Annotated in this window: 22 protein-coding genes; 13 read left to right on the forward strand and 9 right to left on the reverse strand. The window is 55.0% G+C overall.

Going from position 1 to position 24,449, the window contains the following annotated elements; translation table 11 throughout:
* Positions 1 to 732 (forward strand): pyridoxine 5'-phosphate synthase, encoded by a 732-nt coding sequence (gene pdxJ / locus IB196_RS05975; protein ID WP_005130320.1) that lies wholly within the window; start codon positions 1 to 3, stop codon positions 730 to 732.
* Entirely contained in the window at positions 732 to 1,112 is a 381-nt protein-coding gene (acpS, locus tag IB196_RS05980; protein WP_005130319.1) for a holo-ACP synthase, read from the forward strand. Before pdxJ ends, acpS begins: the two co-directional genes overlap by 1 nt.
* A gap of 129 nt (positions 1,113 to 1,241) precedes the next feature.
* On the opposite strand, the gene IB196_RS05985 is transcribed toward acpS, so the two are convergent.
* Positions 1,242 to 1,502 (reverse strand): YfhL family 4Fe-4S dicluster ferredoxin, encoded by a 261-nt coding sequence (locus IB196_RS05985; RefSeq protein WP_003037590.1) that lies wholly within the window; start codon positions 1,500 to 1,502, stop codon positions 1,242 to 1,244.
* Between the two features lie 55 nt (positions 1,503 to 1,557).
* Positions 1,558 to 2,406, reverse strand: a complete 849-nt coding sequence (locus tag IB196_RS05990; RefSeq protein ID WP_005130317.1) for a MurR/RpiR family transcriptional regulator — start codon at positions 2,404 to 2,406, stop codon at positions 1,558 to 1,560.
* A gap of 117 nt (positions 2,407 to 2,523) precedes the next feature.
* Between IB196_RS05990 and murQ the strand changes: the two genes are divergently transcribed.
* The 4 genes from murQ (at position 2,524) to tadA (ending at position 5,984) form a co-directional block, all read left to right on the forward strand.
* Positions 2,524 to 3,417 carry an N-acetylmuramic acid 6-phosphate etherase gene (gene murQ / locus IB196_RS05995; RefSeq protein WP_040233419.1) on the forward strand — a complete coding sequence of 298 codons (894 nt, stop codon included), beginning with the start codon at positions 2,524 to 2,526 and terminating at the stop codon, positions 3,415 to 3,417.
* A 9-nt stretch (positions 3,418 to 3,426) separates the two neighbouring features.
* A complete protein-coding gene (locus tag IB196_RS06000; RefSeq protein ID WP_005130314.1) occupies positions 3,427 to 4,791 on the forward strand; it encodes a PTS transporter subunit EIIC in 1,365 nt (454 codons plus the stop codon).
* 3 nt (positions 4,792 to 4,794) lie between these two features.
* Positions 4,795 to 5,430, forward strand: coding sequence for a phosphatidylglycerophosphatase C (gene yfhb, locus IB196_RS06005; RefSeq protein ID WP_040233423.1), 636 nt, complete (start codon positions 4,795 to 4,797; stop codon positions 5,428 to 5,430).
* An 89-nt stretch (positions 5,431 to 5,519) separates the two neighbouring features.
* On the forward strand, positions 5,520 to 5,984 hold the full coding sequence (gene tadA, locus IB196_RS06010; protein ID WP_229235875.1) for a tRNA adenosine(34) deaminase TadA: 465 nt from the start codon (positions 5,520 to 5,522) through the stop codon (positions 5,982 to 5,984).
* Positions 5,985 to 5,996: 12 nt separating this feature from the next.
* Here tadA and mltF read toward each other — a convergent pair whose 3' ends face one another.
* Entirely contained in the window at positions 5,997 to 7,547 is a 1,551-nt protein-coding gene (gene mltF, locus IB196_RS06015) for a membrane-bound lytic murein transglycosylase MltF (protein ID WP_188232161.1), read from the reverse strand.
* Between the two features lie 256 nt (positions 7,548 to 7,803).
* Between mltF and purL the strand changes: the two genes are divergently transcribed.
* The 5 genes from purL to glnB all read left to right on the forward strand — a co-directional run bounded on the left by purL (position 7,804) and on the right by glnB (position 16,256).
* Entirely contained in the window at positions 7,804 to 11,691 is a 3,888-nt protein-coding gene (purL, locus tag IB196_RS06020) for a phosphoribosylformylglycinamidine synthase (protein WP_188232160.1), read from the forward strand.
* Positions 11,692 to 12,326: 635 nt separating this feature from the next.
* Positions 12,327 to 13,757 (forward strand): two component system sensor histidine kinase QseE/GlrK, encoded by a 1,431-nt coding sequence (gene qseE, locus IB196_RS06025; protein WP_188232167.1) that lies wholly within the window; start codon positions 12,327 to 12,329, stop codon positions 13,755 to 13,757.
* Positions 13,758 to 13,779: 22 nt separating this feature from the next.
* Complete coding sequence (qseG, locus tag IB196_RS06030; RefSeq protein ID WP_040233432.1) at positions 13,780 to 14,523, forward strand: two-component system QseEF-associated lipoprotein QseG; 744 nt, start codon at positions 13,780 to 13,782, stop codon at positions 14,521 to 14,523.
* Positions 14,523 to 15,857, forward strand: a complete 1,335-nt coding sequence (gene glrR, locus IB196_RS06035) for a two-component system response regulator GlrR (RefSeq protein WP_304502307.1) — start codon at positions 14,523 to 14,525, stop codon at positions 15,855 to 15,857. Before qseG ends, glrR begins: the two co-directional genes overlap by 1 nt.
* Positions 15,858 to 15,917: 60 nt before the next feature.
* Positions 15,918 to 16,256, forward strand: a complete 339-nt coding sequence (gene glnB / locus IB196_RS06040) for a nitrogen regulatory protein P-II (RefSeq protein WP_002914032.1) — start codon at positions 15,918 to 15,920, stop codon at positions 16,254 to 16,256.
* Positions 16,257 to 16,357: 101 nt separating this feature from the next.
* Here the strand turns inward: glnB and hmpA are convergent, their stop codons facing one another.
* Positions 16,358 to 17,548: an NO-inducible flavohemoprotein gene (gene hmpA / locus IB196_RS06045; protein WP_188232159.1), complete on the reverse strand. Its 1,191-nt coding sequence runs from the start codon at positions 17,546 to 17,548 to the stop codon at positions 16,358 to 16,360.
* 325 nt (positions 17,549 to 17,873) lie between these two features.
* Here hmpA and glyA point away from each other — a divergent pair, with 325 nt between their 5' ends.
* Complete coding sequence (gene glyA, locus IB196_RS06050; protein WP_188232158.1) at positions 17,874 to 19,127, forward strand: serine hydroxymethyltransferase; 1,254 nt, start codon at positions 17,874 to 17,876, stop codon at positions 19,125 to 19,127.
* A 72-nt stretch (positions 19,128 to 19,199) separates the two neighbouring features.
* On the opposite strand, the gene hcaD is transcribed toward glyA, so the two are convergent.
* The 5 genes from hcaD to hcaE are packed head-to-tail and all read right to left on the reverse strand — an operon-like array spanning position 19,200 to position 23,417.
* Positions 19,200 to 20,402, reverse strand: coding sequence for a phenylpropionate dioxygenase ferredoxin reductase subunit (gene hcaD / locus IB196_RS06055; RefSeq protein ID WP_188232157.1), 1,203 nt, complete (start codon positions 20,400 to 20,402; stop codon positions 19,200 to 19,202).
* A 9-nt stretch (positions 20,403 to 20,411) separates the two neighbouring features.
* Positions 20,412 to 21,224 carry a 3-phenylpropionate-dihydrodiol/cinnamic acid-dihydrodiol dehydrogenase gene (hcaB, locus tag IB196_RS06060; protein ID WP_188232156.1) on the reverse strand — a complete coding sequence of 271 codons (813 nt, stop codon included), beginning with the start codon at positions 21,222 to 21,224 and terminating at the stop codon, positions 20,412 to 20,414.
* Positions 21,221 to 21,541, reverse strand: coding sequence for a 3-phenylpropionate/cinnamic acid dioxygenase ferredoxin subunit (hcaC, locus tag IB196_RS06065; RefSeq protein WP_188232155.1), 321 nt, complete (start codon positions 21,539 to 21,541; stop codon positions 21,221 to 21,223). The genes hcaB and hcaC overlap by 4 nt, the downstream gene beginning before the upstream one ends.
* Entirely contained in the window at positions 21,541 to 22,059 is a 519-nt protein-coding gene (gene hcaF / locus IB196_RS06070) for a 3-phenylpropionate/cinnamic acid dioxygenase subunit beta (RefSeq protein WP_188232154.1), read from the reverse strand. The genes hcaC and hcaF overlap by 1 nt, the downstream gene beginning before the upstream one ends.
* Positions 22,056 to 23,417 (reverse strand): 3-phenylpropionate/cinnamic acid dioxygenase subunit alpha, encoded by a 1,362-nt coding sequence (gene hcaE / locus IB196_RS06075; RefSeq protein ID WP_188232153.1) that lies wholly within the window; start codon positions 23,415 to 23,417, stop codon positions 22,056 to 22,058. The genes hcaF and hcaE overlap by 4 nt, the downstream gene beginning before the upstream one ends.
* A gap of 135 nt (positions 23,418 to 23,552) precedes the next feature.
* Here hcaE and hcaR point away from each other — a divergent pair, with 135 nt between their 5' ends.
* Positions 23,553 to 24,446, forward strand: coding sequence for a DNA-binding transcriptional regulator HcaR (hcaR, locus tag IB196_RS06080; RefSeq protein WP_188232152.1), 894 nt, complete (start codon positions 23,553 to 23,555; stop codon positions 24,444 to 24,446).
* The last annotated feature ends 3 nt before the right edge of the window (positions 24,447 to 24,449 follow it).

Raw genomic sequence — 24,449 nt, forward strand, 5'->3', positions numbered from 1 at the left:
ATGGCTGAATTACTGTTAGGCGTCAATATTGACCACATTGCCACGTTACGTAATGCACGCGGTACCGCATACCCGGATCCGGTTCAGGCGGCGTTTATCGTTGAACAGGCGGGCGCGGACGGTATTACCGTACACCTGCGTGAAGACCGTCGTCATATCACCGACCGCGACGTACGTATTTTGCGCCAGACGCTGGATACACGTATGAATCTGGAAATGGCTGTCACCGAAGAGATGCTGGCGATTGCCGTTGAGACTAAGCCGCATTTTTGCTGCCTGGTGCCGGAAAAACGTCAGGAAGTCACGACGGAAGGTGGTCTGGACGTCGCCGGCCAGCGAGACAAGATGCGCGATGCCTGCAAGCGCCTGGCGGACGCTGGCATTCTGGTTTCGCTGTTTATCGATGCCGATGAAGAGCAGATTAAGGCCGCAGCCGAAGTCGGCGCGCCGTATATCGAAATTCACACCGGCTGTTACGCCGATGCGAAAACCGACGCTGAACAGGCCAGCGAACTGGCGCGTATCGCCAAAGCGGCAACTTTTGCCGCCAGCCTTGGCCTGAAGGTGAATGCGGGTCACGGCCTGACATACCACAACGTTAAAGCCATTGCGCGGATCCCGGAAATGCATGAGTTGAACATTGGCCATGCCATTATCGGACGCGCGGTGATGAGCGGTCTGAAAGATGCCGTGGTGGAAATGAAACGCCTGATGCTGGAAGCGCGTGGCTAATGGCGATTCTGGGTTTAGGCACGGATATCGTAGAGATTGCGCGGATCGAGGCGGTGATCTCCCGCTCCGGTGAACGCCTGGCCAGACGGGTCCTGAGTGACAATGAATGGGCCATCTGGGAAACGCATCAGCAACCGGTGCGTTTTCTGGCAAAGCGCTTTGCGGTAAAAGAGGCCGCAGCAAAAGCCTTCGGGACGGGTATTCGCAACGGTCTGGCGTTTAATCAGTTTGAAGTTTTTAACGATGAACTTGGTAAGCCGCGTTTGCGGTTATGGGGCGAGGCGTTAAAACTGGCGGAAAAACTGGGTGTCGCGCATATGCATGTGACGCTGGCCGATGAGCGTCACTACGCCTGCGCTACGGTGATTATCGAGAGTTAGATTCTGCACGTTGCCGGATGGCGACGCGTAGCGTCTTATCCGGCCTACGGGTAATACGATTATTGCGGGGGCTGGGTAGGCCTGATAAGCATTAGCGCCATCAGGCTTCATCGTCGGATGGCGACGCGGTTAAAGTTTATCGGCGTGGTGCATCAGCACAAACTTATCCCACAACTGCTCTTCCGTTTCGACATGTGCCGGATCTTTCAAAATAGTATTGGGGATCGGGCACACTTTCTGGCAGGTTGGCGTGTCGTAATGGCCTACGCATTCCGTACATTTGTCGCTGTTAATCTCGTAAATGCTGTCACCCATCGAGATTGCCTCATTCGGGCATTCGGGCTCGCACATATCGCAATTGATACACTTTTTAGTGATTAACAGGGCCATCAGGAAACTCTCAAAACATCACAAATCGGGCGGGCATTATACGCGCATTCTTTGCTCAGACCAGTTTTTTTACCAGAGCTTCGCTGTGGCGAATGCGTTCCGGGGCGTGCTCAAGATCCTGCTGCACCAGCGCCATAAACAGTAAATCAGTCAGCATCATTTGCGCGTGGGTGGAGGAAATCGCTGCGCTACGCGTGGCCTGCTCCTCGGCAATCGTGTACAGACAATGGCTTGCGCGCTGCTGCAGGGCGTTCGGTGTAAATCCGGTGATGGCGAGAATTTTGGCTCCGGCGCGCAACGTTTCATCCGCAGCCAGGTTGAGCTCACGGCGTTCGCCGGTATACGAAATGGCCAGCAGCAGATCGTTGGGCGAAAGCGCCTGCACTGCCGCCAACAGGGCATGCATATCGCGTTCAACCACCGCGTTAAAACCAATCTTTAGCAGTTTCCAGGCAAAATTCTGCGCCACCAGACCCGATGCGCCAATCCCGGTCACGATAATGCGCCGGGCTGAACGCAGCATTGTGACGCTCTCCATCAGTTTCTCTTCGCTGTTGACGTCCAGCGTCGCATGCATCGCCGCCACGTTCTCCTGAATCAACTTTTCCCCCACCAGACGCATAGGATCGTCACCGCGAATCTGATTATGTACCGGAATGGAATGGGGGTTGGGATTGCTGGCCAGCGCTTCGCTGATCGCCAGTTTGAGTGCCGGAAATCCTTTAAAACCCATCTTTTGCGCGAACTTCACCACGCTGGACTGACTGACACCCGCCTCCGCGGCCAACTGCTGCGAACTGAGATGACGCGCAGTATCCGGCTGGGCAAGGAGATAATCCGCCAATTTTTTATCGCTTTGCGCGAGGTCCGGGTAACGCTGACGAATGCGAATTAAACAGTTCATGCTGTCTCCTGGCGAAAACGTGATGGCGATTACAGAACAAAATTTCATTCGCCTGGATGAATATAATATTCCATTATGGCAGATTATTATGAATTAAAAATTCCTAAGGAACAAAAAATGAATCTCGGTGCATTAGTTTCAGAAACCCGCAATCCACAGACCATGGACCTGGATGCGCTCTCCACGCTGGAGTTGGTTCATCGTTTTAATCAACAGGATACGCTGGTAGCCGAAGCAGTAAAAGCAACTCTGCCTCAAGTTGCGTGCGCGGTCGATGCGGCAGCTAACGCGCTAAAAGCAGGTGGCCGCATTATTTACATGGGAGCGGGGACCAGCGGGCGTCTCGGGGTACTGGATGCGTCTGAATGCCCACCGACCTTCGGCGTTCCACACGGTCTGGTGGTTGGGCTGATTGCCGGTGGGCCGGGCGCGCTGCTGAAGGCGGTTGAGGGTGCGGAAGATAACCCACAGCTAGGTGAAGACGATCTGCGTGCGCTCAATCTTACCGCACAGGATCTGGTGGTGGGACTGGCGGCTTCAGGTCGTACGCCGTATGTGATTGGCGGGCTGAAATATGCGCGTTCGGTAGGTTGTACGACGGCGGCTATTTCCTGCAATCCGGATTCCCCTATCGCGCATGAAGCGGATATTGCCATCTCCCCGGTGGTGGGGCCGGAGGCGCTGACGGGCTCAACGCGACTGAAATCCGGTACCGCGCAAAAGCTGGTGCTCAATATGATCTCCACCGGGGCGATGGTGAAGTTTGGCAAGGTTTATCAGAACCTGATGGTGGACATGCAGGCAACCAACGTCAAACTGGTCGATCGGGCGTGCCGTATGGTGGTTGAAGCCACGGGCATTGCGCGTGAACAGGCGCAAGCGCTGCTAAAGCAGACTGATTTTGACGTCAAGCCGGCTATTTTAATGGCGCTCACAGGCCTGGATGCCGCTGCCGCCCGCGAAAAGCTTGCCGCTCACCAGGGTTTTTTACGCGCGGCGTTAGAACACTAAGAGGTGTATATGGATAAGACGGCGGTGCTGGCCAGCGATATTCTGCTGGGCGTTGGCGGAGAGAAAAATATTCTGCGCCTGGAAAACTGTATGACCCGCGTCAGGGTGGAAGTTCAGGATGATGGACAGCTCGATATCCCTCGTCTCAGGCAACTGCCCGGTGTCAGCGGCTACGTGAAGCAGGGCGCGCAGCACCAGATCATTGTCGGCCCCGGTAAAGCGGCCAAGGTGGTGGATGCTATGCGCTCTCTGATTGCCGATAGTGGCGAAGGTGCAGATACGAATGATATCGAGCGCACGAAGTCAGAGGCCAAAGCGAAGTACAAAGCGCCCATGAGCGATGCGCTGCGCAAGCTGGCGAACGTCTTTATCCCTCTTATTCCGGCATTTATCGCCTCCGGTTTGATTACCGGCATTATTAACATCCTTAAGCGACCGGATATCGTGGGGGATTTTGCGACCCACTATCCAAATATGCTTGGGCTGATGGGAATATTTGGCAGCGCCGTGTTTGCCATCATGAATATTCTGGTCGGGGTAAATACCGCCAAAGTCTTCGGCGGTTCGCTGGCGATGGGCGGGGTGATGGCGGGGATCCTCTCCAGTCCGCAACTGGCGCAAATCACGCTGTTTGGCGAAGCGTTGCAGCCGGGGCGCGGCGGGGTGATCGCGGTGCTGCTGGTGGTGGCGTTGATGTGTTGGATCGAACGCAAATTCCGCGAGCTGTTGCCAGAATCACTGGAGCTTATCCTTAATCCGCTGCTGACTACCATCATTACCGGCGTAATCGCGATTGTGGCGCTGCAACCGCTTGGCGGCTGGATTTCTGAGTCTATTGCTCACGGCGCATCCTGGGCTATCGATCGCGGCGGTTTTCTGGTCGGTGCCGTGCTGGCAGGAACCTTCCTGCCGTTGGTGCTCACCGGACTTCATCAGGGGTTGGTGCCGATCCACGTTGAACTGGTACAGGCACACGGTTATAACGCGCTCTTTCCTATCCTGGCGATGGCAGGCGTCGGACAAATTGGTGCTTCCATTGCCGTACTGATGAAAACCCGTAACGCACGGCTTAAAAAAGTGATCAAAGGTGCGCTGCCGGTTGGGTTGCTGGGCATTGGCGAGCCGCTGATTTTTGGCGTCACGCTGCCGTTAGGTAGACCGTTTATCGGTGCCTGCCTTGGCGGAGCGGTAGGTGGGGCGCTGATTAGCTACTGGAAGGTGGCGACGGTTATCACCTTTGGCATCTCTGGATTACCGCTGGCACTGACGATTGTTGCCGGAAAAGTGATGTTCTATCTGTTAGGCTATCTGGTAGCAGTTATCGCCGGGTTCCTGTTTACCTGGCTATTGGGGTTCAACGATCCAGAGGACTAAGGTTTGACCAATCACCAGCGCCGCGTTGTCTTTTTTGATTTGGATGGCACGTTACACCAGCAGGATATGTTCGGTAGTTTTATACGTTATCTGCTGCGCCGCCAGCCGCTGAACGCGTTGCTGGTGCTGCCTCTGCTACCGGTGATTGCGCTGGCGCTGCTGATACAAGGGCGCGCCGCCCGCTGGCCAATGAGTCTGCTGTTGTGGGGATGCACTTTTGGCCGCAGCGAGGCGCGTCTGAAAGCGCATCAGTCTAACTTTGTGCGCTGGTTTCGCAGTAACGTGACGGCCTTTCCGCTCGTGCAGCAGCGGCTGACAACCTACCTGTTAAGCTCTGACGCTGACATTTGGCTTATCACCGGCTCTCCGCAGTCGCTGGTCGAGCAGGTTTACTTCGACACGCCGTGGCTACCGCGTGTCAATTTGATCGCCAGCAAAATGGCGCGGGGATACGGCGGGTGGGTACTGACGCTGCGCTGCCTGGGCCATGAGAAAGTCACTCAACTGGAGCGGCAGATTGGCGCACCGCTGTCTCTTTACAGCGGCTATAGCGACAGTAAGCAGGACAATCCGTTGCTCTCTTTTTGCCAGCATCGCTGGCGCGTCACGCCGCGCGGAGAGCTGCAACAACTCGAATAGAGTAAACGATAGCGTCTGTGTATAATGCGCCCGCTTTTATTGGTGGAGTAACCCCTTTGTCTGAAGTTGAATTTAGCCACGAATACTGGATGCGTCACGCCTTAACGCTGGCTAAACGCGCCTGGGATGAGCGTGAAGTCCCGGTGGGTGCAGTATTAGTGCATAACAACCGCGTGATTGGCGAAGGCTGGAACCGTCCGATCGGCCACCATGATCCGACTGCTCACGCTGAGATTATGGCGCTGCGTCAGGGCGGCCTGGTACTACAAAACTACCGTCTGTTAGATGCCACGCTGTACGTCACTCTGGAGCCGTGCGTGATGTGTGCAGGCGCGATGGTCCATAGTCGTATTGGCCGGGTGGTTTTTGGCGCACGCGATGCGAAAACGGGCGCTGCCGGGTCATTAATGGATGTGCTGCATCACCCTGGAATGAATCATCGGGTTGAGGTGACCGAAGGGGTGTTACGGGATGAATGCGCCACGCTGCTCAGTGATTTTTTCCGCATGCGTCGGCAGGAAATCAAAGCGCTGAAAAAATCCGCCAATCAGTAAATACCAACCAGACTACTTGTCCTCTTTCTTCTGTGCTGAAAACAGCAGAGAAGGGGAGTGCGACAGATAGTTTGACGACGTCTGAGTCAGAAAGGCTGAAAGTGGAAATTTATCTTTACCCAACAGCTCAGTCGGTGACACCGCAGGGTAATTCTGAGCCAGTTGCTGCGTTTCCTGCGCCTGTTTTTCTTTCTCCTGCAGATACCCCACCAGGCTAATCTGGTATTTACGGATGTTTTCCACATAGGCGTAGGCCTCGTGACCGCGCGCATAGCCATAGGTCAGCTTGTTGTAATACGGCTTTTGGCTGAGTAGCGGCAGACGCTGTTTTACGTCGGACCAACTGTTCGGATTGCCTTTGGTTTTCACTGTCAGCGCCCGGGCATCCAGCATGTGCGCATACCCCATGTTGTAGGCCGCAAGTGCAAACCAGATGCGTTCTCCTTCGGGGACAGTATCCGGCACTTTACTCATCATGTCCTGCAAATACCGCGCGCCGCCGCTGATGCTTTGTTCGGCGTCGGTACGATCAGTTAGCCCGAGACTCTGGGCGGTATTTTTGGTCAGCATCATCAGCCCGCGTACACCGGTCGGGGAAGTCGCCTGCGCGTCCCAGTGTGACTCCTGATAGGATATTGCCGCGAGCAGTCGCCAGTCTATCTCCTGCGCATACTTCTCAAAGAGCGGCTTGAGGTCCGGTAATACGCTGTCTACGGCGCGCAAAAAGGTGCGGGTATCGACATAGTCAAAATCATCGCCATGCCCGAGATATTTCTCTTCCAGCCGTGCCAGAGAACCGTCTTCATTCATGGTGTTAAAGAAATCCAACAAGGCGGCAGACAGCGTGTTGTCATCGTCCAGACGACTAAACCAGGTCACCGGCTGTTCGTCAGAGACGTCCAGCGCCACGGCCAGCTCAGGATGCACGCGTTGGTATAAGCTGATGGCGACAGAATCTGCAATGGTGTAATCCAGCTTTCCGGCGATTACATCATCGAGCAATTCGGTGGTGCCCTTTTTGTCATCAACTTTCCAGCTCAGATCGGGAAATTTTTTCTCTTTTAGCTGCTGGAGGTCGTTAACTACCACGTGCCCCGGGGCGATAGTCAGTTGGCTTTCGTTCACGGTGGCAAGCGTGCGCGGGCGATATTGCCCAACCCGGTACACCAGCTGTTGTGAAACCGAATAATAGGTCGGGCCTGGCTGGTAATTTTTCACCCGCTCGCTGTTATAGACCAGGCCTGCGGCTAACAGGTCGGCATTGCCGTTATCCAGGTCGTCAAAAAGCTGGCTGATGTTCTGGCGTACGGTAACTTTTAACTTCACGCCTAAGTAGTCGGCAAATTCCTGGGCCAGTTCATAATCCAGGCCGAATTTTTTGCCGTTGAGGGTCGCGTAAGTTAACGGCGAGTCGATGGTACTGACGCGCAGCTCTCCCCGCGACTGAATGGCGGCGATACGATTTTCGGCTTTACCGAACCAGGGAATAGATGGCCAAAGGGCCGCTGCCAACAACAGCGTTAATATGCCGATGAACAGATAATTAATCTTTAATTTTTTCAATTAGTTAATTCTCTGAACCGTACGTTTTCTCTGCCTGCTGTGGTGCTGATTAAGAAGTGAAGTTGTCATTAATGAGCGGCATTTTGCTTAAACTTGCGTCAGTTGGCAACTTATTCAGAAATCTGACCGCATTTGATGATAAGTGACGGTCGTGATTTTATTTCGACGCAAACGGTTTCGTCGGCGCGGTAGATTCTTTATAATGACGCCCGTTTCCCCACTTGGGCACACCGAAAGCTTAGAAGACGAGAGACTTATGATGGAAATTCTGCGTGGTTCACCTGCACTGTCTGCATTCCGTATTAACAAACTGCTGGCACGTTTTCAGGCTGCCAACCTCCAGGTCCACAATATTTACGCCGAGTACGTCCATTTTGCCGATCTGAATGCACCGTTGAATGAGGATGAGCACGCGCAGCTAGCACGTCTGCTGAAATATGGCCCTGCTCTTCACAGCCACGCCCCGGAAGGAAAACTGCTGCTGGTTACGCCTCGCCCTGGCACCATCTCCCCGTGGTCTTCTAAAGCGACTGATATTGCCCACAACTGCGGTCTGCACCAGATTAGCCGCCTGGAACGTGGCATTGCCTGGTATGTAGAAGCCTCTACACTGACCGCTGAGCAATGGCAGATGGTGGCCGACGAACTGCACGACCGCATGATGGAAACGGTTTTCTCTGCGCTGAACGATGCCGAAAAACTGTTTGTTCATCACCAGCCAGCACCGGTCTCCAGCGTTGATCTACTGGGTGAGGGACGTCAGGCGCTGATCGACGCTAACCTGCGTCTGGGTCTGGCGCTGGCGGAAGACGAAATCGACTATCTGCAGGATGCGTTCACCAAACTGGGACGCAACCCGAACGACATTGAGCTGTATATGTTTGCGCAGGCTAACTCCGAGCACTGCCGCCACAAGATTTTTAACGCTGACTGGATTATCGACGGTAAACAACAGCCTAAGTCGCTGTTCAAGATGATCAAGAATACCTTCGAAACCACGCCGAACCACGTGTTGTCTGCCTATAAAGACAACGCCGCGGTAATGGAAGGTTCTGAAGTGGGTCGCTATTTTGCCGATCACAAAACCGGCCGCTACGATTTCCATCAGGAACCAGCCCACATCCTGATGAAGGTAGAAACTCATAACCACCCGACGGCTATCTCTCCGTGGCCAGGTGCGGCAACCGGCTCCGGCGGAGAAATCCGCGATGAGGGTGCAACCGGGCGTGGTGCAAAACCGAAAGCCGGGCTGGTAGGCTTCTCCGTCTCCAACCTGCGTATTCCTGGCTTTGAACAGCCTTGGGAAGAGGACTTTGGTAAGCCGGATCGTATTGTCACCGCGCTCGACATCATGACCGAAGGCCCGCTGGGCGGCGCGGCGTTTAACAACGAATTTGGTCGCCCGGCGCTGACCGGCTACTTCCGTACCTATGAAGAAAAGGTCAACAGCCATAACGGCGAAGAGCTGCGCGGTTACCATAAACCGATCATGCTGGCAGGCGGGATCGGTAACATCCGTGCCGATCACGTGCAGAAGGGCGAGATCGTCGTTGGCGCCAAGCTGATCGTCCTCGGCGGCCCGGCGATGAACATTGGCCTTGGCGGCGGGGCAGCCTCCTCTATGGCTTCTGGCCAGTCTGATGCCGATCTTGATTTCGCTTCTGTACAGCGTGATAACCCGGAAATGGAACGTCGTTGCCAGGAAGTTATCGACCGCTGCTGGCAGATGGGCGATGCCAACCCGATCCTGTTTATCCATGACGTTGGCGCGGGTGGCCTGTCTAACGCCATGCCGGAGCTGGTCAGCGATGGCGGCCGCGGCGGTAAGTTCCAGCTGCGTGACATCCTCAGCGACGAGCCGGGCATGAGCCCGCTGGAAATCTGGTGTAACGAATCCCAGGAGCGCTACGTGCTGGCGGTTGCTGCCGATCAGCTACCGCTGTTTGACGAACTGTGTAAGCGCGAGCGCGCGCCGTACGCGGTGATCGGTGAAGCCACCGAAGAACAGCATCTGACCTTGAGCGACAGCCACTTCGACAACCAGCCGATCGACATGCCACTCGATGTGCTACTGGGTAAAACACCGAAAATGACCCGCGATGTGCAGACGCTGAAAGCCAAAGGCGATGCACTGAATCGTAGTGAAATCTCGATTGCAGATGCGGTTAACCGCGTGCTGCATCTGCCAACTGTCGCGGAGAAAACGTTCCTCGTGACTATCGGTGACCGTACCGTTACCGGTATGGTGGCGCGTGACCAGATGGTTGGTCCATGGCAGATCCCGGTCGCCAACTGCGCGGTCACTACCGCAAGCCTCGATAGCTACTACGGCGAAGCGATGTCTCTCGGCGAGCGCGCGCCAGTCGCATTGCTCGACTTCTCAGCCTCTGCGCGTCTGGCTGTAGGTGAGGCGCTGACCAACATTGCGGCAACGCAGATTGGCGATATCAAACGTATTAAACTGTCGGCCAACTGGATGGCGGCTGCAGGTCACCCTGGCGAAGACGCCGGACTGTACGAAGCGGTAAAAGCCGTTGGGGAAGAATTATGTCCGGCGCTTGGCCTGACCATTCCGGTGGGCAAAGACTCTATGTCGATGAAAACCCGCTGGCAGGAAGGCAACGAACAGCGTGAAATGACCTCGCCGCTGTCGCTGGTGATCACCGCCTTTGCCCGCGTGGAAGACGTGCGCCACACGATTACCCCGCAGCTTTCTACTGAAGACAACGCCCTGTTGCTGATTGACCTTGGTCTTGGTCACAACGCGTTGGGCGCGACGGCGCTGGCGCAGGTTTACCGTCAACTGGGGGATAAGCCTGCCGATGTGCGTAACGTAGAGCAGCTGAAAGGCTTCTACGACGCCATTCAGGCGCTGGTCGCACAGCGTAAGCTGCTGGCCTACCATGACCGTTCCGACGGCGGACTGCTGGTTACGCTGGCGGAAATGGCTTTCACCGGTCACTGCGGTATTGAAGCTGATATTCACTCTCTGGGTGACGATCGTCTGGCGGCGCTGTTTAACGAAGAGCTGGGCGCGGTGATTCAGGTTCGGGCAGCCGATCGTGACGCGGTTGAGGCGTTGCTGGCTCAACATGGCCTGGCCGATTGCGTGCACTATCTGGGTCAAGCCGTGCAGGGCGACCGCTTTGTGGTTGAAGCAGATGGTCATGCGGTGTTCAGCGAAAGTCGTACCACGATGCGTATGTGGTGGGCGGAAACCACCTGGCAGATGCAGCGTCTGCGCGACAACCCAGAGTGTGCCGATCAGGAACACGATGCTAAAACCAACGATGCCGACCCAGGCCTTAACGTTAAACTGTCGTTTGATATCAACGAAGATATTGCCGCGCCGTACATCGCCACTGGCGCGCGTCCGAAAGTGGCCGTGCTGCGCGAGCAGGGCGTTAACTCCCACGTCGAAATGGCGGCGGCTTTCCACCGTGCGGGCTTTGACGCCATCGATGTACACATGAGCGACCTGCTGGGCGGACGCATCGGCCTGGGTAACTTCCAGGCGCTGGTGGCTTGTGGTGGCTTCTCTTACGGCGATGTGCTTGGCGCAGGCGAAGGTTGGGCGAAGTCAATTCTGTTCAACAACCGTGTGCGTGATGAGTTCGAAACCTTCTTCCATCGCCCGCAAACGCTGGCACTCGGCGTGTGTAACGGTTGCCAGATGATGTCTAACCTGCGTGAGCTAATCCCCGGAAGCGACCTGTGGCCGCGCTTTGTGCGTAACCACTCCGACCGCTTTGAAGCCCGCTTCAGCCTGGTCGAAGTGACGCAAAGCCCATCTTTACTGCTTGCCGATATGGTGGGGTCGATGATGCCGATTGCCGTTTCTCACGGTGAAGGTCGTGTGGAAGTGCGTGACGGTGCGCATCTGGCTCAGCTTGAGAGCAAAGGTCTGGTGGCACTGCGCTACGTTGATAACTTCGGTAAGGTGACCGAGGCTTACCCGGCTAACCCGAACGGTTCGCCGAACGGTATTACTGCTGTGACCACTGAAAATGGTCGCGTCACCATTATGATGCCACACCCGGAACGCGTGTTCCGTACCGTGAGCAACTCCTGGCACCCGGAAAACTGGGGCGAGGATAGCCCGTGGATGCGTATCTTCCGCAACGCGCGTAAACAGCTTGGATAATTAGCCTATGATCATCAGGCCCCTCTCGTGAGGGGCTTTTTTTTGTCTGCCGTCTGATGACGCTACGCTTATCAGGCTTACGGGGAAATGCGGTTGTAGGCCGGATAAGGCGTTCACGCCGCTATCCGGCAATAAACTCAGCGCTTGCACCTAAAAGTAAAGTGTCGGGAAATGCCGACATAGGTGAGGTGGCGTTGTCGTCAAAAAGAGACATTTAATTTTTTGATTTATAAATGATTTGTTTTTAAATGCTACAGGTGTTGCTGATTGGCGACGGTGTGGGTGAAAAATGGTCAAAATCATTTCTCAAATAAATAATCATATTTTCTATATTTATCATTGTGTTAATAAAGTGTTTTGAATATTGGCACAGATGCTGCATAATATTAACCAGTGGCTCATTCACCTTCTTATGTCAGCCCCTTCGGGACGTGCTACATAAACTTCGAATGACGCACAACAAGGTGCCTGCCGTCCAACATCTGATATTAGCGAAGCTCATATCAACCTTCGGGCGAAACGTCGAGTTAGGCACCGCCTTATTCCATAACAAAGCCGGGTTAATCCCGGCTTTGTTGTATCTGACGTTCCCCTCAGTTAGCATCAATCTATTTCCGTCCATTGAGAGTAACGCCTTGAAGCGCTGGTCTGTTTTCCCCCGATCTTTACGTCAATTGGTGACGCTGGCATTTTTGCTGATCCTGCTGCCGTTGTTAGTTTTGGCCTGGCAGGCGTGGCAAAGTCTGAATGCCCTGAGCGCGCAGGCAGCGCTGACTAACCGAACTACGTTGATTGACGCCCGACGCAGTGAAGCGATGACCAATGCTGCCCTCGAGATGGAGCGTAGCTACCGACAGTATTGTGTGCTGGATGATCCGACGCTGGCAAAGGTTTACCAGAGCCAGCGTAAACGTTATAGCGACATGCTGGATGCACATGCGGGCGTGTTGCCGGACAACAAGCTCTACCAGGCGTTGCGGCAGGATCTCAACGATCTCGCTCAATTGCAGTGTCGTAACAGCGGCCCTGACAGCGTGGCGGCAGCCCGCCTGGAAGCCTTCGCTAATGCGAATACCGACATGGTGCAGGCCACACGTACCGTGGTTTTCTCGCGTGGTCAGCAGTTACAACAAGAAATTGCCGAACGTGGTCAGTTCTTTGGCTGGCAGGCGCTGCTGCTGTTTCTCGTTAGCCTGGCGATGGTGCTGCTGTTTACCCGCATGATTATCGGCCCGGTGAAGGGCATCGAGCGGATGATCAACCGTCTGGGGGAAGGGCGCTCACTGGGCGATAGCGTATTATTTACCGGGCCCCGTGAGCTGCGATCCGTGGGGCAGCGCATTATCTGGCTGAGCGAACGTCTTTCCTGGCTTGAGTCGCAGCGGCATCAGTTTTTACGCCATCTTTCTCATGAGCTGAAAACACCGCTGGCGAGTATGCGCGAAGGTACCGAATTGCTGGCCGATCAGGTAGTGGGCCCGTTAACACCGGAGCAAAAAGAGGTGGTCGGCATCCTCGATGACAGCAGCCGCAACTTGCAAAAACTGATTGAGCAGCTTCTCGATTACAACCGCAAGCTGGCGGATGATGAGGTTGAGCTTGAAAGTGTAGAAATCGTGCCGCTGGTGGAAAGCGTGGTTTCTGCGCATAGCCTGCCCGCCCGCGCCAAAATGATCCATACTGATGTTGCGCTTGCGGTGAACGCCTGCCTGGCTGAGCCGATGCTATTAATGAGCGTGCTGGACAATCTTTATTCCAATGCGGTGCACTACGGCGCTGAATCCGGTAACATTTGGATCCGCAGCAGTTTGCATGGCTCAACGGTATATATTGATGTAATGAATACCGGCACACCGATTCCAGAAGCGGAACAGACCATGATCTTCGAGCCTTTTTTCCAGGGAAGCCATCAGCGAAAAGGGGCGGTAAAAGGAAGCGGATTGGGGCTGAGCATTGCCAGAGATTGCATCCGCCGTATGCGGGGCAAACTGTATCTGGTTGATGACCATGCGCAAAACGTTTGTTTTCGCATAGAGCTGCCGCTAGCTGCTGCGAAAAATCACTAAAATAAACCTAAGTCTGGTGAGTATGCCTTACGTTGTTGTTCGAATGCTTAAACGACATTTTTTCCGTCGCGTTATCCTCGCAAGCCTGCCGTGTCTGGCGCTGGTTGGCTGCGTTCCGAACGCGGTGAATCATATCATCGGCGATCCTTCTCAGGAGAAAATTCCGCCGCATCAACTGGCGGACTACCTTGCAACCGACTGTACGGATATCTGGTCGCTGTCTGGCCAGTCCACAGAAACCAACCCGCTGTACTGGCTGCGGGCGATGGACTGTGCCGATCGCATGATGCCGGTGCAGGCGCGCAGTGAAGCCAGTGCTCAACTCACGGATTCCTGGCAGGGCGCTTTCAAACGCGGGATCCTGCTTGATAACGCCCGTATTACCCCGCCTGAACGGCGGGAGGTAGTTACGCGTCTCGACGCGTTAAACCCACAAATTCCGACTCAGGTTCGACCGCTTTATCAGGCCTGGTTCCGTAATCAAATGTTGCAGTTACAGCTTGCCGAAGAGCGCCTGCGCTACAGTAAGCTCCAGCAGTCGTCAGACAGCGATCTCGATACGCTGCGTCAACAGCAACAGCATTTGCAGTCCCAGCTCGATCTCACGACCCGCAAGCTGGAGAATCTGACCGATATTGAGCGCCAGCTTTCCACGCGCAAACCCGCCGGGAGCTACAATCCTGATGCGCCGCACGGGAACGATAAACTCACCACGCCCGATGACGAGAATGGCGCCACGCCGCCAGCCGATGAGGTAACGCCATGATAAGCCGTAAGCCTGCGCATCTGCTGCTGGTGGATGATGACCCGGGTCTGTTGAAATTACTTGGAATGCGACTGACCAGTGAAGGCTACAGCGTCGTGACCGCGGAAAGCGGGCAGGAAGGGCTACGGGTGCTGAATCGCGAAAAAGTGGATCTGGTTATTAGCGATCTGCGCATGGATGAAATGGACGGCATGCAGCTGTTTACTGAAATCCAGAAAGTGCAGCCGGGAATGCCGGTTATTATCCTGACCGCTCACGGCTCCATACCGGACGCCGTTGCGGCGACCCAGCAAGGGGTGTTCAGTTTTCTCACTAAGCCAGTCGACAAGGATGCGTTATATCACGCGATTGACGGAGCGCTGGAACAGTCTGCGCCTGCTACTGATGACAGCTGGCGTGAGTCCATTGTCACCCGCAGTCCGCTGATGCTGCGTTTGCTGGAACAGGCGCGAATGGTGGCGCAATCGGATGTTAGCGTACTCATCAACGGCCAAAGTGGGACCGGAAAAGAGGTTTTTGCCCAGGCGATTCACAACGCCAGCCCGCGCAGCCACAAGCCCTTTATTGCCATTAACTGTGGCGCGTTGCCGGAACAACTGCTTGAGTCTGAACTATTTGGTCATGCGCGCGGCGCTTTTACCGGCGCGGTGAGCAATCGTGAAGGGCTGTTTCAGGCTGCGGAAGGCGGGACGCTGTTTCTCGATGAGATTGGCGATATGCCAGCACCGTTGCAGGTTAAATTGCTGCGCGTATTGCAGGAGCGAAAAGTCAGACCGCTGGGAAGTAACCGCGATATCGACATTGATGTACGGATCGTTTCCGCGACCCACCGCGATTTACCCAAAGCAATGGCGCGGGGGGAATTTCGTGAGGATTTGTACTATCGCCTCAACGTAGTGAGCCTGAAGATCCCGGCGCTGGCTGAACGTACGGAAGATATTCCGCTGCTGGCAAACCATCTGCTACGCCAGTCTGCTGAACGGCACAAACCGTTCGTACGCGCCTTTTCAACCGATGCCATGAAGCGGTTAATGACCGCCAGCTGGCCGGGCAATGTGCGTCAGCTGGTCAACGTAATTGAGCAGTGCGTGGCGTTGACCTCTTCGCCAGTGATCAGCGACGCGCTGGTGGAGCAGGCGCTGGAAGGGGAAAACACCGCGCTGCCGACCTTTGTTGAGGCGCGCAACCAGTTTGAACTCAACTACCTGCGTAAGCTGCTGCAAATCACCAAGGGCAATGTAACCCATGCGGCGCGAATGGCGGGACGCAACCGCACCGAGTTCTACAAGCTGCTCTCTCGTCATGAGCTGGATGCAAACGATTTCAAAGAATAAATCTGCGGATTATGTTAGCTTTATTCGATCAAAAGACAGGCGACCTTTTCAAGGAATAGCATGAAAAAGATTGATGCGATTATTAAACCCTTCAAGCTGGACGACGTCCGCGAAGCTCTGGCCGAAGTCGGCATTACCGGTATGACGGTAACGGAAGTGAAAGGCTTTGGCCGTCAGAAAGGCCATACCGAGCTGTACCGTGGCGCGGAATATATGGTGGATTTTCTGCCGAAGGTAAAAATTGAAATTGTGGTTACCGACGATATTGTCGATACTTGCGTCGACACCATTATTCGTACTGCCCAGACCGGCAAGATCGGCGATGGTAAGATTTTTGTCTTCGATGTGGCGCGTGTTATTCGTATCCGTACCGGCGAAGAAGACGACGCGGCAATCTAAGCCACGCCGTTAATTTGTAGGCCTGATAAGCGTAACGCATCAGGCAGGGTGGTTGCCGGATGGCGGCATAAACGCCTTATCCGGCCTACTCGCGTAATACATTACAAGACTTTATGCGGGCCGAAGCATTCGTAATGAATGTTCTCGTTTTTTACGCCCAGACCAACCAGCTGCTTTGCGGCAAACTGCATAAAGCTAACCGGACCGCACAGATAAAACTGCATCGCCGGATCGCTGATTGCGCTTTCCAGCTTGTTCAAATCCATCAGACCTACGCTATCAAACGCACCTTTCGCGCGATCGGCTTCGGTTGGCTCACGATACCAGGTGTGTGCACTAAAGCGTGGCAGCGTTTTGCCGAGTTCATTTACTTCATCAGCGAAGGCATGTACATCGCCATTTTCTGCCGCGTGGAACCAGTTAACCTGCGCCGTATGCTTCGCTTTTGCCAACGTGTCCAGCATCGCCAGCATTGGGGTTTGTCCCACGCCCGCGGAGATCAGAGATACCGGGGTGTCGGTCGCAACGTCCATAAAGAAATCGCCCGCAGGTGCGGCCAGGTGAACAACGTCGCCAACATTCGCATGGTTGTGCAGCCAGGTGGAAACCTGACCACCGTCTTCACGCTTAACGGCAATACGATAGCCTTTGCCATCAGGTTTACGGGTCAGTGAGTACTGACGAATTTCCTGATGCGGGAAACCTTCCGGTTTCAGCCAAACGCCCAGGTATTGCCCCGGATGATATTCAGCTACTGCGCCACCGTCGACAGGCTCAAACTCAAAGCTGGTAATCAGTGCGCTTTGCGGCGTTTTTGCCACGATACGGAAAGGACGGGTACCTTCCCAGCCGCCATTTTTATTGGCATTTTCGCTATAGATTTGCGCTTCACGGTTGATGAAAACGTTCGCCAGCACACCATACGCTTTACCCCACGCATCCAGCACTTCCTGGCCTGGGCTGAACATTTCGTCCAGCGTTGCCAGCAAATGACCACCCACGATGTTGTACTGCTCTGGTTTAATCTGGAAGCTGGTATGCTTCTGCGCGATTTTCTCAACCGCTGGCAACAGCGCCGCCAGGTTTTCGATATTGCTGGCATACGCGGCAATCGCGTTAAACAGCGCCTCGCGCTGATCGCCATTACGCTGGTTACTCATGTTGAAAATTTCTTTCAGCTCTGGGTTATGCGTAAACATGCGATCGTAGAAATGGGCGGTCAGCTTCGGACCTGTTTCAACCAGCAGGGGAATGGTGGCTTTCACTGTAGCGATGGTTTGTGCGTCAAGCATACGGTCTTCCTTTATCTGAGACTTTAATGATGTATGTCAAATACATCTTATAAAAAATACCCCTGCATTGTAAATGGTTCTTTGTAACTTTGCGTTGTAAAGGTTACATCGTGAAAAATCTGCATCACAAACCTGAAAAGAAATCCGTTGAAATTCAGCAGACCTTTGTTCTCCAAAGCCTTGCGTGCCGTGAAGGTAATCGTTTGCGTAAAATCCTTTGTCAAGACCTGTTATCGAAGAATGATTCGGTTATACTGTTGGCCGAAGTCCTAGGGACTGCCTTTTTAGGCCGAAATTCTATTGTTAGCTGAGTCAGGAGATGCGGATGTTAAAGCGTGAAATGAACATTGCCGATTATGATGCCGAACTGTGGCAGGCTATGGAGCAGGAAAAAGTACGTCAGGAAGAGCACATCGAACTGATCGCCTCCGAAAACTACACCAGCCCGCGTGTTATGCAGGCGCAGGGTTCTCAGCTGACCAACAAATATGCTGAAGGTTATCCGGGCAAGCGCTACTACGGCGGTTGCGAGTACGTTGATATCGTTGAGCAACTGGCTATCGATCGTGCCAAAGAGCTGTTTGGCGCTGACTACGCTAACGTACAGCCGCACTCTGGTTCTCAGGCTAACTTCGCTGTTTACACCGCTCTGCTGCAACCGGGCGATACCGTTCTGGGTATGAACCTGGCACAAGGCGGCCACCTGACTCACGGCTCCCCGGTTAACTTCTCCGGCAAACTGTACAACATCATCCCTTACGGTATTGATGAGTCCGGCAAAATTGACTACGAAGACATGGCGAAGCAGGCCAAAGAGCACAAACCGAAGATGATCATCGGCGGCTTCTCTGCTTATTCCGGCGTTGTTGACTGGGCAAAAATGCGTGAAATCGCTGACAGCATCGGCGCATACCTGTTCGTCGATATGGCGCACGTTGCGGGTCTGATTGCCGCAGGCGTTTACCCGAACCCGGTTCCACACGCACACGTTGTCACCACCACCACCCACAAAACGCTGGCGGGTCCGCGCGGCGGCCTGATCCTGGCGAAAGGCGGTGATGAAGAGCTGTACAAAAAACTCAACTCTGCGGTGTTCCCAAGCGCGCAGGGCGGCCCGTTGATGCACGTGATCGCGGCGAAAGCCGTGGCGCTGAAAGAAGCAATGGAGCCTGAGTTCAAGGTTTACCAGCAGCAGGTTGCTAAAAACGCCAAAGCGATGGTGGAAGTGTTCCTGAACCGTGGCTACAAAGTGGTTTCTGGCGGGACTGAAAACCACCTGTTCCTGCTGGATCTGGTTGATAAAAACCTGACCGGTAAAGAAGCTGACGCTGCGCTGGGCCGTGCCAACATCACCGTCAACAAAAACAGCGTGCCGAACGATCCGAAGAGCCCGTTTGTGACTTCCGGTATCCGTATCGGTTCTCCGGCAATCACTCGCCGTGGCTTCAAAGAAGCGGAAGCGAAAGAGCTGGCTGGCTGGATGTGTGACGTGCTGGACAACATCAATGACGAAGCCATAATCGAGCGCGTCAAAGGTAAAGTTCTGGATATCTGCGCACGCTTCCCGGTTTACGCGTAAGCCATACAAACACCTTATCCGGCCTACAGGTAACTCACATGTAGGCCGGATAAACGAAGTGCTATCCGGCAGTTATATTGACTTAAGCAACATTGTTTCATCGACTAAAGCCGCCATTGGTGGCTTTTTCTTTGCCTGAATCCATTTTCTCAATAAACGTATTTCTCGTCCCTGATTCAACGTTACTGCGCCGACAATCACGCCATCCTGCAGGTTAAACCATATTGCTTTATGCGCATCTGAATTGCCGCGTATGAGCCAGCGTTCTCCCTGCATCTCACCGACAAACTGTAGGTTATCGCTGTACTGATCGGTCCAAAACCAACCTGGCGTGGCAGTGGGCAGCGGCAAGCCGAGCATCGCCGCGGCAGCAACCTGTGCCTGGAAGTTAGCATTTTCCCAACTTTCCACACGGACTAACGAACCGTCCGGTTGGCGAGTGAGCGCCACGTCACCGGCGGCGAAAATGTCCGGGTCGGTCGTGGTGCAGGCGGTATCAACGATAATGCCGTTCGCCGTCTCCAGCCCTGCTTCGCAAGCCAGTACATCATTCGCCACGATACCGATGCCGTAAACTACGGCATCGGCCAGCAGCGTCTCGCCGTTTTGCAGCGTCAGCGAGAGAAACTCTCCCGCTTCGGCGTGTTCAATGGCGCTGTTGAGTAACACCCGCACGCCCGCCTGCTGGTGGCGGGCAAGCAGGTAATCGCGCACAGGAGCAGGGGCGTTGCGGCCCATCACCGACGACGCCATCTCGACCACGGTTACCCGGCAGGCGCGCTGGGTCGCACTGGCCGCCAGTTCCAGGCCAATGGTGCCCGCACCGACGATCACGATAGCCTTACCCGGCTGTAGCACATCGCGCAGGCGTTCGGCGTCTCCAGCATGGCGCAGAGTAAAGCAGCGATCGCCCAGTTTATCCAGCAGTGGAAGAGGACGAGCAGCCGCTCCCGTGGCAATCAGTAGCTGATCCCACGGATAAACCTGGCCGTCAGCCAGCACTAGCTGATGTGTCTGGCGACCGAGCGTCTGGATAGTCACGTTCAGATGCAGATGAACATTATTTTCCTGCCACCAGGCCGTGTTTAGCACCGGCTGTAGCTGCGGGGCGTCGTCCAGCAGCATAGCTTTGGACAATGGCGGGCGTTCGTACGGCTGATGCGGCTCATCGGAAAACAGGTGTAATTCGCCGTCAAATCCCTGCTGGCGCAGTGCGGCGGCAGCCATAGCAGCAGCCTGACCGCCGCCGACGATAGCGATAGTTTTTTTGTTCATAACGCCTCCTCAGAGATCCAGACCAGCGGCGACGTGGCGAATACCGCGAATACCCAGCCCGGCATCGGCATTGATCATCACGCCACTTAATGTGCGGTTGTTGTGTTTTGACGCCAGCATCACATACGGGCCGGTAAAATCCGCAGGTTCAGGGAAGAACTGTAGCGGCAAAATAGCGGCGATTTTTTCAGGCGTCAGTGACTGCATAATTGAGGTATCGCTTTGCCCCAGCGCCTGTGGGCCGCGCAGATCGGTCGCCATGCCGCATGGACCGACGCCGTTCACCCGCACTTTCGGCGCCAGTTCGTAGGCTAACTGGCGAATCAGCCCGGTGGCCGCGTGCTTACTGGCGGTATACAACGGCCCGCCGCCGCCGGGATACCATGCGGCGTTGGACAGAGTAAAGATGATGCTGCCTTCGCTGGCGATCAGCGCCGGGGCACAGGCTTTCGCGCCCAGCAGATAGCCCAGCACGTTAACGTTGAACAACTCATGAAAGCCGCTCTCCAGCGCCTCAACAGAGGTGTTCACCAGCGTTGCGTTGTGATCCCAGATGCCCGCATTGCCAATAAAACAGTCCAGCTTGCCAAACGCGGTGAGGATCTGATCGACCGCACGCTGATAGTCGGCGTAGCAGGTGACGTTGCCCTCTACCGCCAGTACGTGTTCGCCAAAACGCTGGCGCAGGCTGGCGACTTTGGCTGGCGACAGTTCCAGCGTGGCGACCTTCGCGCCTTCTTCAATAAAGCGTTCGACCAGCGCCAGGCCGAGGCCGGAGCCGCCGCCGGTAATAAAAACCACGTTATCGCGTAAATCGCTCATCGGGTGTCCTCTGGAATATCAACAAATACATCGCTACCTTCCACGTAAACCGCGTAGGTGGTCAGCGGATCGGTGGCAGGTAAGCACAGCGCTTTACCGGTTTTCAGGCAGAAGCTGGCCGCATGCAGCGGGCATTCCACCGTGGCATCGTCTTCCAGATAACCTTCTGACATCGAGGCGTTACCGTGGCTACAGCGATCGTTAATGGCATAGAACTCGCCGCCAACGTTGAACAGCGCGATGACGGGCGAGGTATCAAGCCGGAGCGCTTCACCCTCCAGCAAATCCCCTACAGGGCAGGCAAATACACGGCTCATCAGAACAGTACACTCAGGTTATGGGAGGTGATCACCGCTTGATCCAGCACGATCTCACGCGCCAGTAAGCGCCACTCATCGCCGGGCAAACGACGGACTTTGTCCACGCGCGTGCCGACGTAAAACGTCTCGTCCCGCTCTTTTTGCGCGCGATACAGCAGATAGTTGAGGCGCACGGCGAAGACGTCGGGCACGTCGGTTTCGCTGATTTGTAAGTTGCCGATCAGATGACGGGTGCGGGAAGGCGGCTCCTCCGCCCAGGCCATGCCGGTTTCCAGCCGCGCGATGCGGCGCTCAAGCTGGTCTTTGTTGTCGTTGAAAATCCAGGTGGTCGGTGGCTGCACGCCTTTGCGACGGTCGCGCGTCTGGGCATTGACTGTGGTACGCATGGTGTAGCGAATGTCGTCATCCAGCAGCGCCAGCCAGTCGCGAAACTGCCAGTCGTCGAGCAGACGCGCTTCTTCATACAGAAACTGGCTGATGCGATGATGAAGCTCAAGAGAAACTAACGTGCTCATTTCATCACCTCCTGCTGGTAAGCGGCGGTTTTCTCGTGTACGTCCTGCCAGCTTTCGCTGCTGAGCAGATCGGCCCAGCGTTGGTACATGCCACGCGCGGCGGTTTCCGAGAAGATGTAGTTGGTGATCCCCGGAATGCCATCTTCACGGCGTTTTTCCTGGCCTAAGCCCATCTCCAGACACAGTTTGGTGTTGCGCGCCCGGTGGCCTTTGAGTAGCTTTTGAATCTCGCACCAGTTTTCCGAGTCGTCCTGCTCAAGGAATCCGGCTGGCCCGAAGGCGCGGGTGGCGCTGTTTTCAAACGCGGCTTTCACTTCATCAGAGGCGGCTTTATCGGTAATACAGAACGCCCACACCTCTACTTGGTCGGGTCCACGTGGATGCCAGACGCGCAGCGTGGCGGTGCCGTTCAGCCAGGAAAGCGTGGGGAAAATGTTGTTGTGACCGGCCAGACGCAGGGCGCGAACCTTGCCCAGACGTTGTTCGGCTTCCGCATAGGTGTCGCGGTAGTAGCTGGAGACTTCACCGTCGACCCAGACGTTAGCATCTGGTTTTTCAGTAAAGAAGAAACCGCTGCCGTGGCCGTCCTGGCCGAACTGTAGCGCGTCTTTGGCGGTTTCCCACACCGGGCGGGCGGTCTGGCCGTCGCCGAGGCGCTTATCGCTCCCGTCGTCTTTCGCCCCCAGCACCTGCACGGCGGAGGCATGGCTGAACAGCGCGTGATACTGGTCGCTGGCAAACTGTTCGGCGGGGAATTTCCAGTTGCAGTCGATGGTCCATTTCTGGACGCCGCCGACGATTTCGGTGCCGCCTTCACGACGATCGAGTACGCCGTCGAGATACCAGGCGATGTCGCCGAGATAATCACGCAGCGTTGGCGCGGAGGTATCCCAGTTACCGAAAATCAGTCCCTTGTAGCTCTCGACGCCAGGCACTTCGTTCAGCCCCCAGTGGGATTTGCATAAACCTTGCGGATAAGCGCGCGGCTCCAGCGGGACGTCGATCAGCTCGCCATTAATGCCGTACGACCAGCCGTGATACGGGCAGGTAAAGGCGCGGGTATTGCCGCAGTCGGCGTAGCTGACGCGCATCGCGCGGTGGCGGCACTGGTTGAGAAACGCTTTGATGCTGCCGTCTTTCTGGCGGACGACTACCACGGCATCTTCGCCCATGTAAGTGTTAAAAAAATCACCGGGTTTGGGGATTTGGCTTTCGTGGGCGAGAAACAGCCAGCAGCGCCCGAAGATGCGTTCCAGCTCCAGTTGGTAAATTTCAGGGTCGGTATAAATTCGTGGGGTAACGCGACCGTTTTGCGTGTCGATCAGTTGGTAGATGTCTAAATTTGAGGGTGTGGTCATATTTTTTAATCCTGAAAGCTAAGATGTATTGACCTTCATTTTTTGTGCCCTAAGGATGTTGCTGGTTAGTTATCAATCTGTGAAATAGTAAATTTCTACCAGTTGAGACATTTTTTCGATAACAAGGAGAAGGGCATGGAACTGAGGCACTTACGCTATTTCGTAGCGGTGGCGCAGGCGCTGAATTTCACCCGAGCGGCAGAAAAGCTGCATACCTCTCAGCCGTCGTTAAGCAGCCAGATCCGCGATCTGGAAACTTGCGTAGGCGTTTCGTTACTGGTGCGGGATAAGCGAAAAGTTGCGCTGACGGCGGCGGGAGAATGCTTTTTACAGGATGCGCTGGCGATCCTCGAACAGGCGGAAAACGCCAAAGTTCGCGCCCGTAAAACGGTGCAGGAAGATAACCATTTTGCGATTGGTTTTGTCCCTTCCGCAGAGGTGAATTTGCTACCGAAGGTGCTGCCTTTGTTTCGTTTAAAGCAGCCGGATACGCACATTGAACTGGTGAGTTTGATAACCACCGAGCAGGAGGAGAGGATCCTGCGCGGTGAGCTGGACGTTGGCTTAATGCGCCACCCGGTATACAGCCCGGAGTTGGACTATCTGGAGCTCATTCATGAGCCGTTGGTGGTGGTATTGCCGGTGAATCATCCGTTAGCCAATGAGCCAGCGATCTCCGCAGAGCAACTGCACGGAGTGAACTTTGTCAGCACCGATCCCGCGTATTCCGGCGCATTAGCGAAGATTGTCAAAAACTGGTTTCAGCAGCAGAAAAGCCAGCCCAATATTGTGCAGGTGGCGACCAATATTCTGGTGACCATGAACCTGGTTGGTATGGGGCTGGGGGTGACTTTGATACCCGGTTATATGAATAATTTTAATACCGGACAGGTGGTTTTTCGCCCTATTGTTGGCGATGCTCCAACCATTGCGTTGCTGATGGCGTGGAAAAAAGGACCGCTCAAACCGGCACTGACCGATTTTATCGCCACGGTACATGAACGTTTGGCCGTGAGTCTGACGGCGTAATGG

Origin of the sequence: Citrobacter sp. C6_1, assembly GCF_014596835.2 — a bacterium.
Classification (GTDB): Bacteria; Pseudomonadota; Gammaproteobacteria; order Enterobacterales; family Enterobacteriaceae; genus Citrobacter; species Citrobacter pasteurii.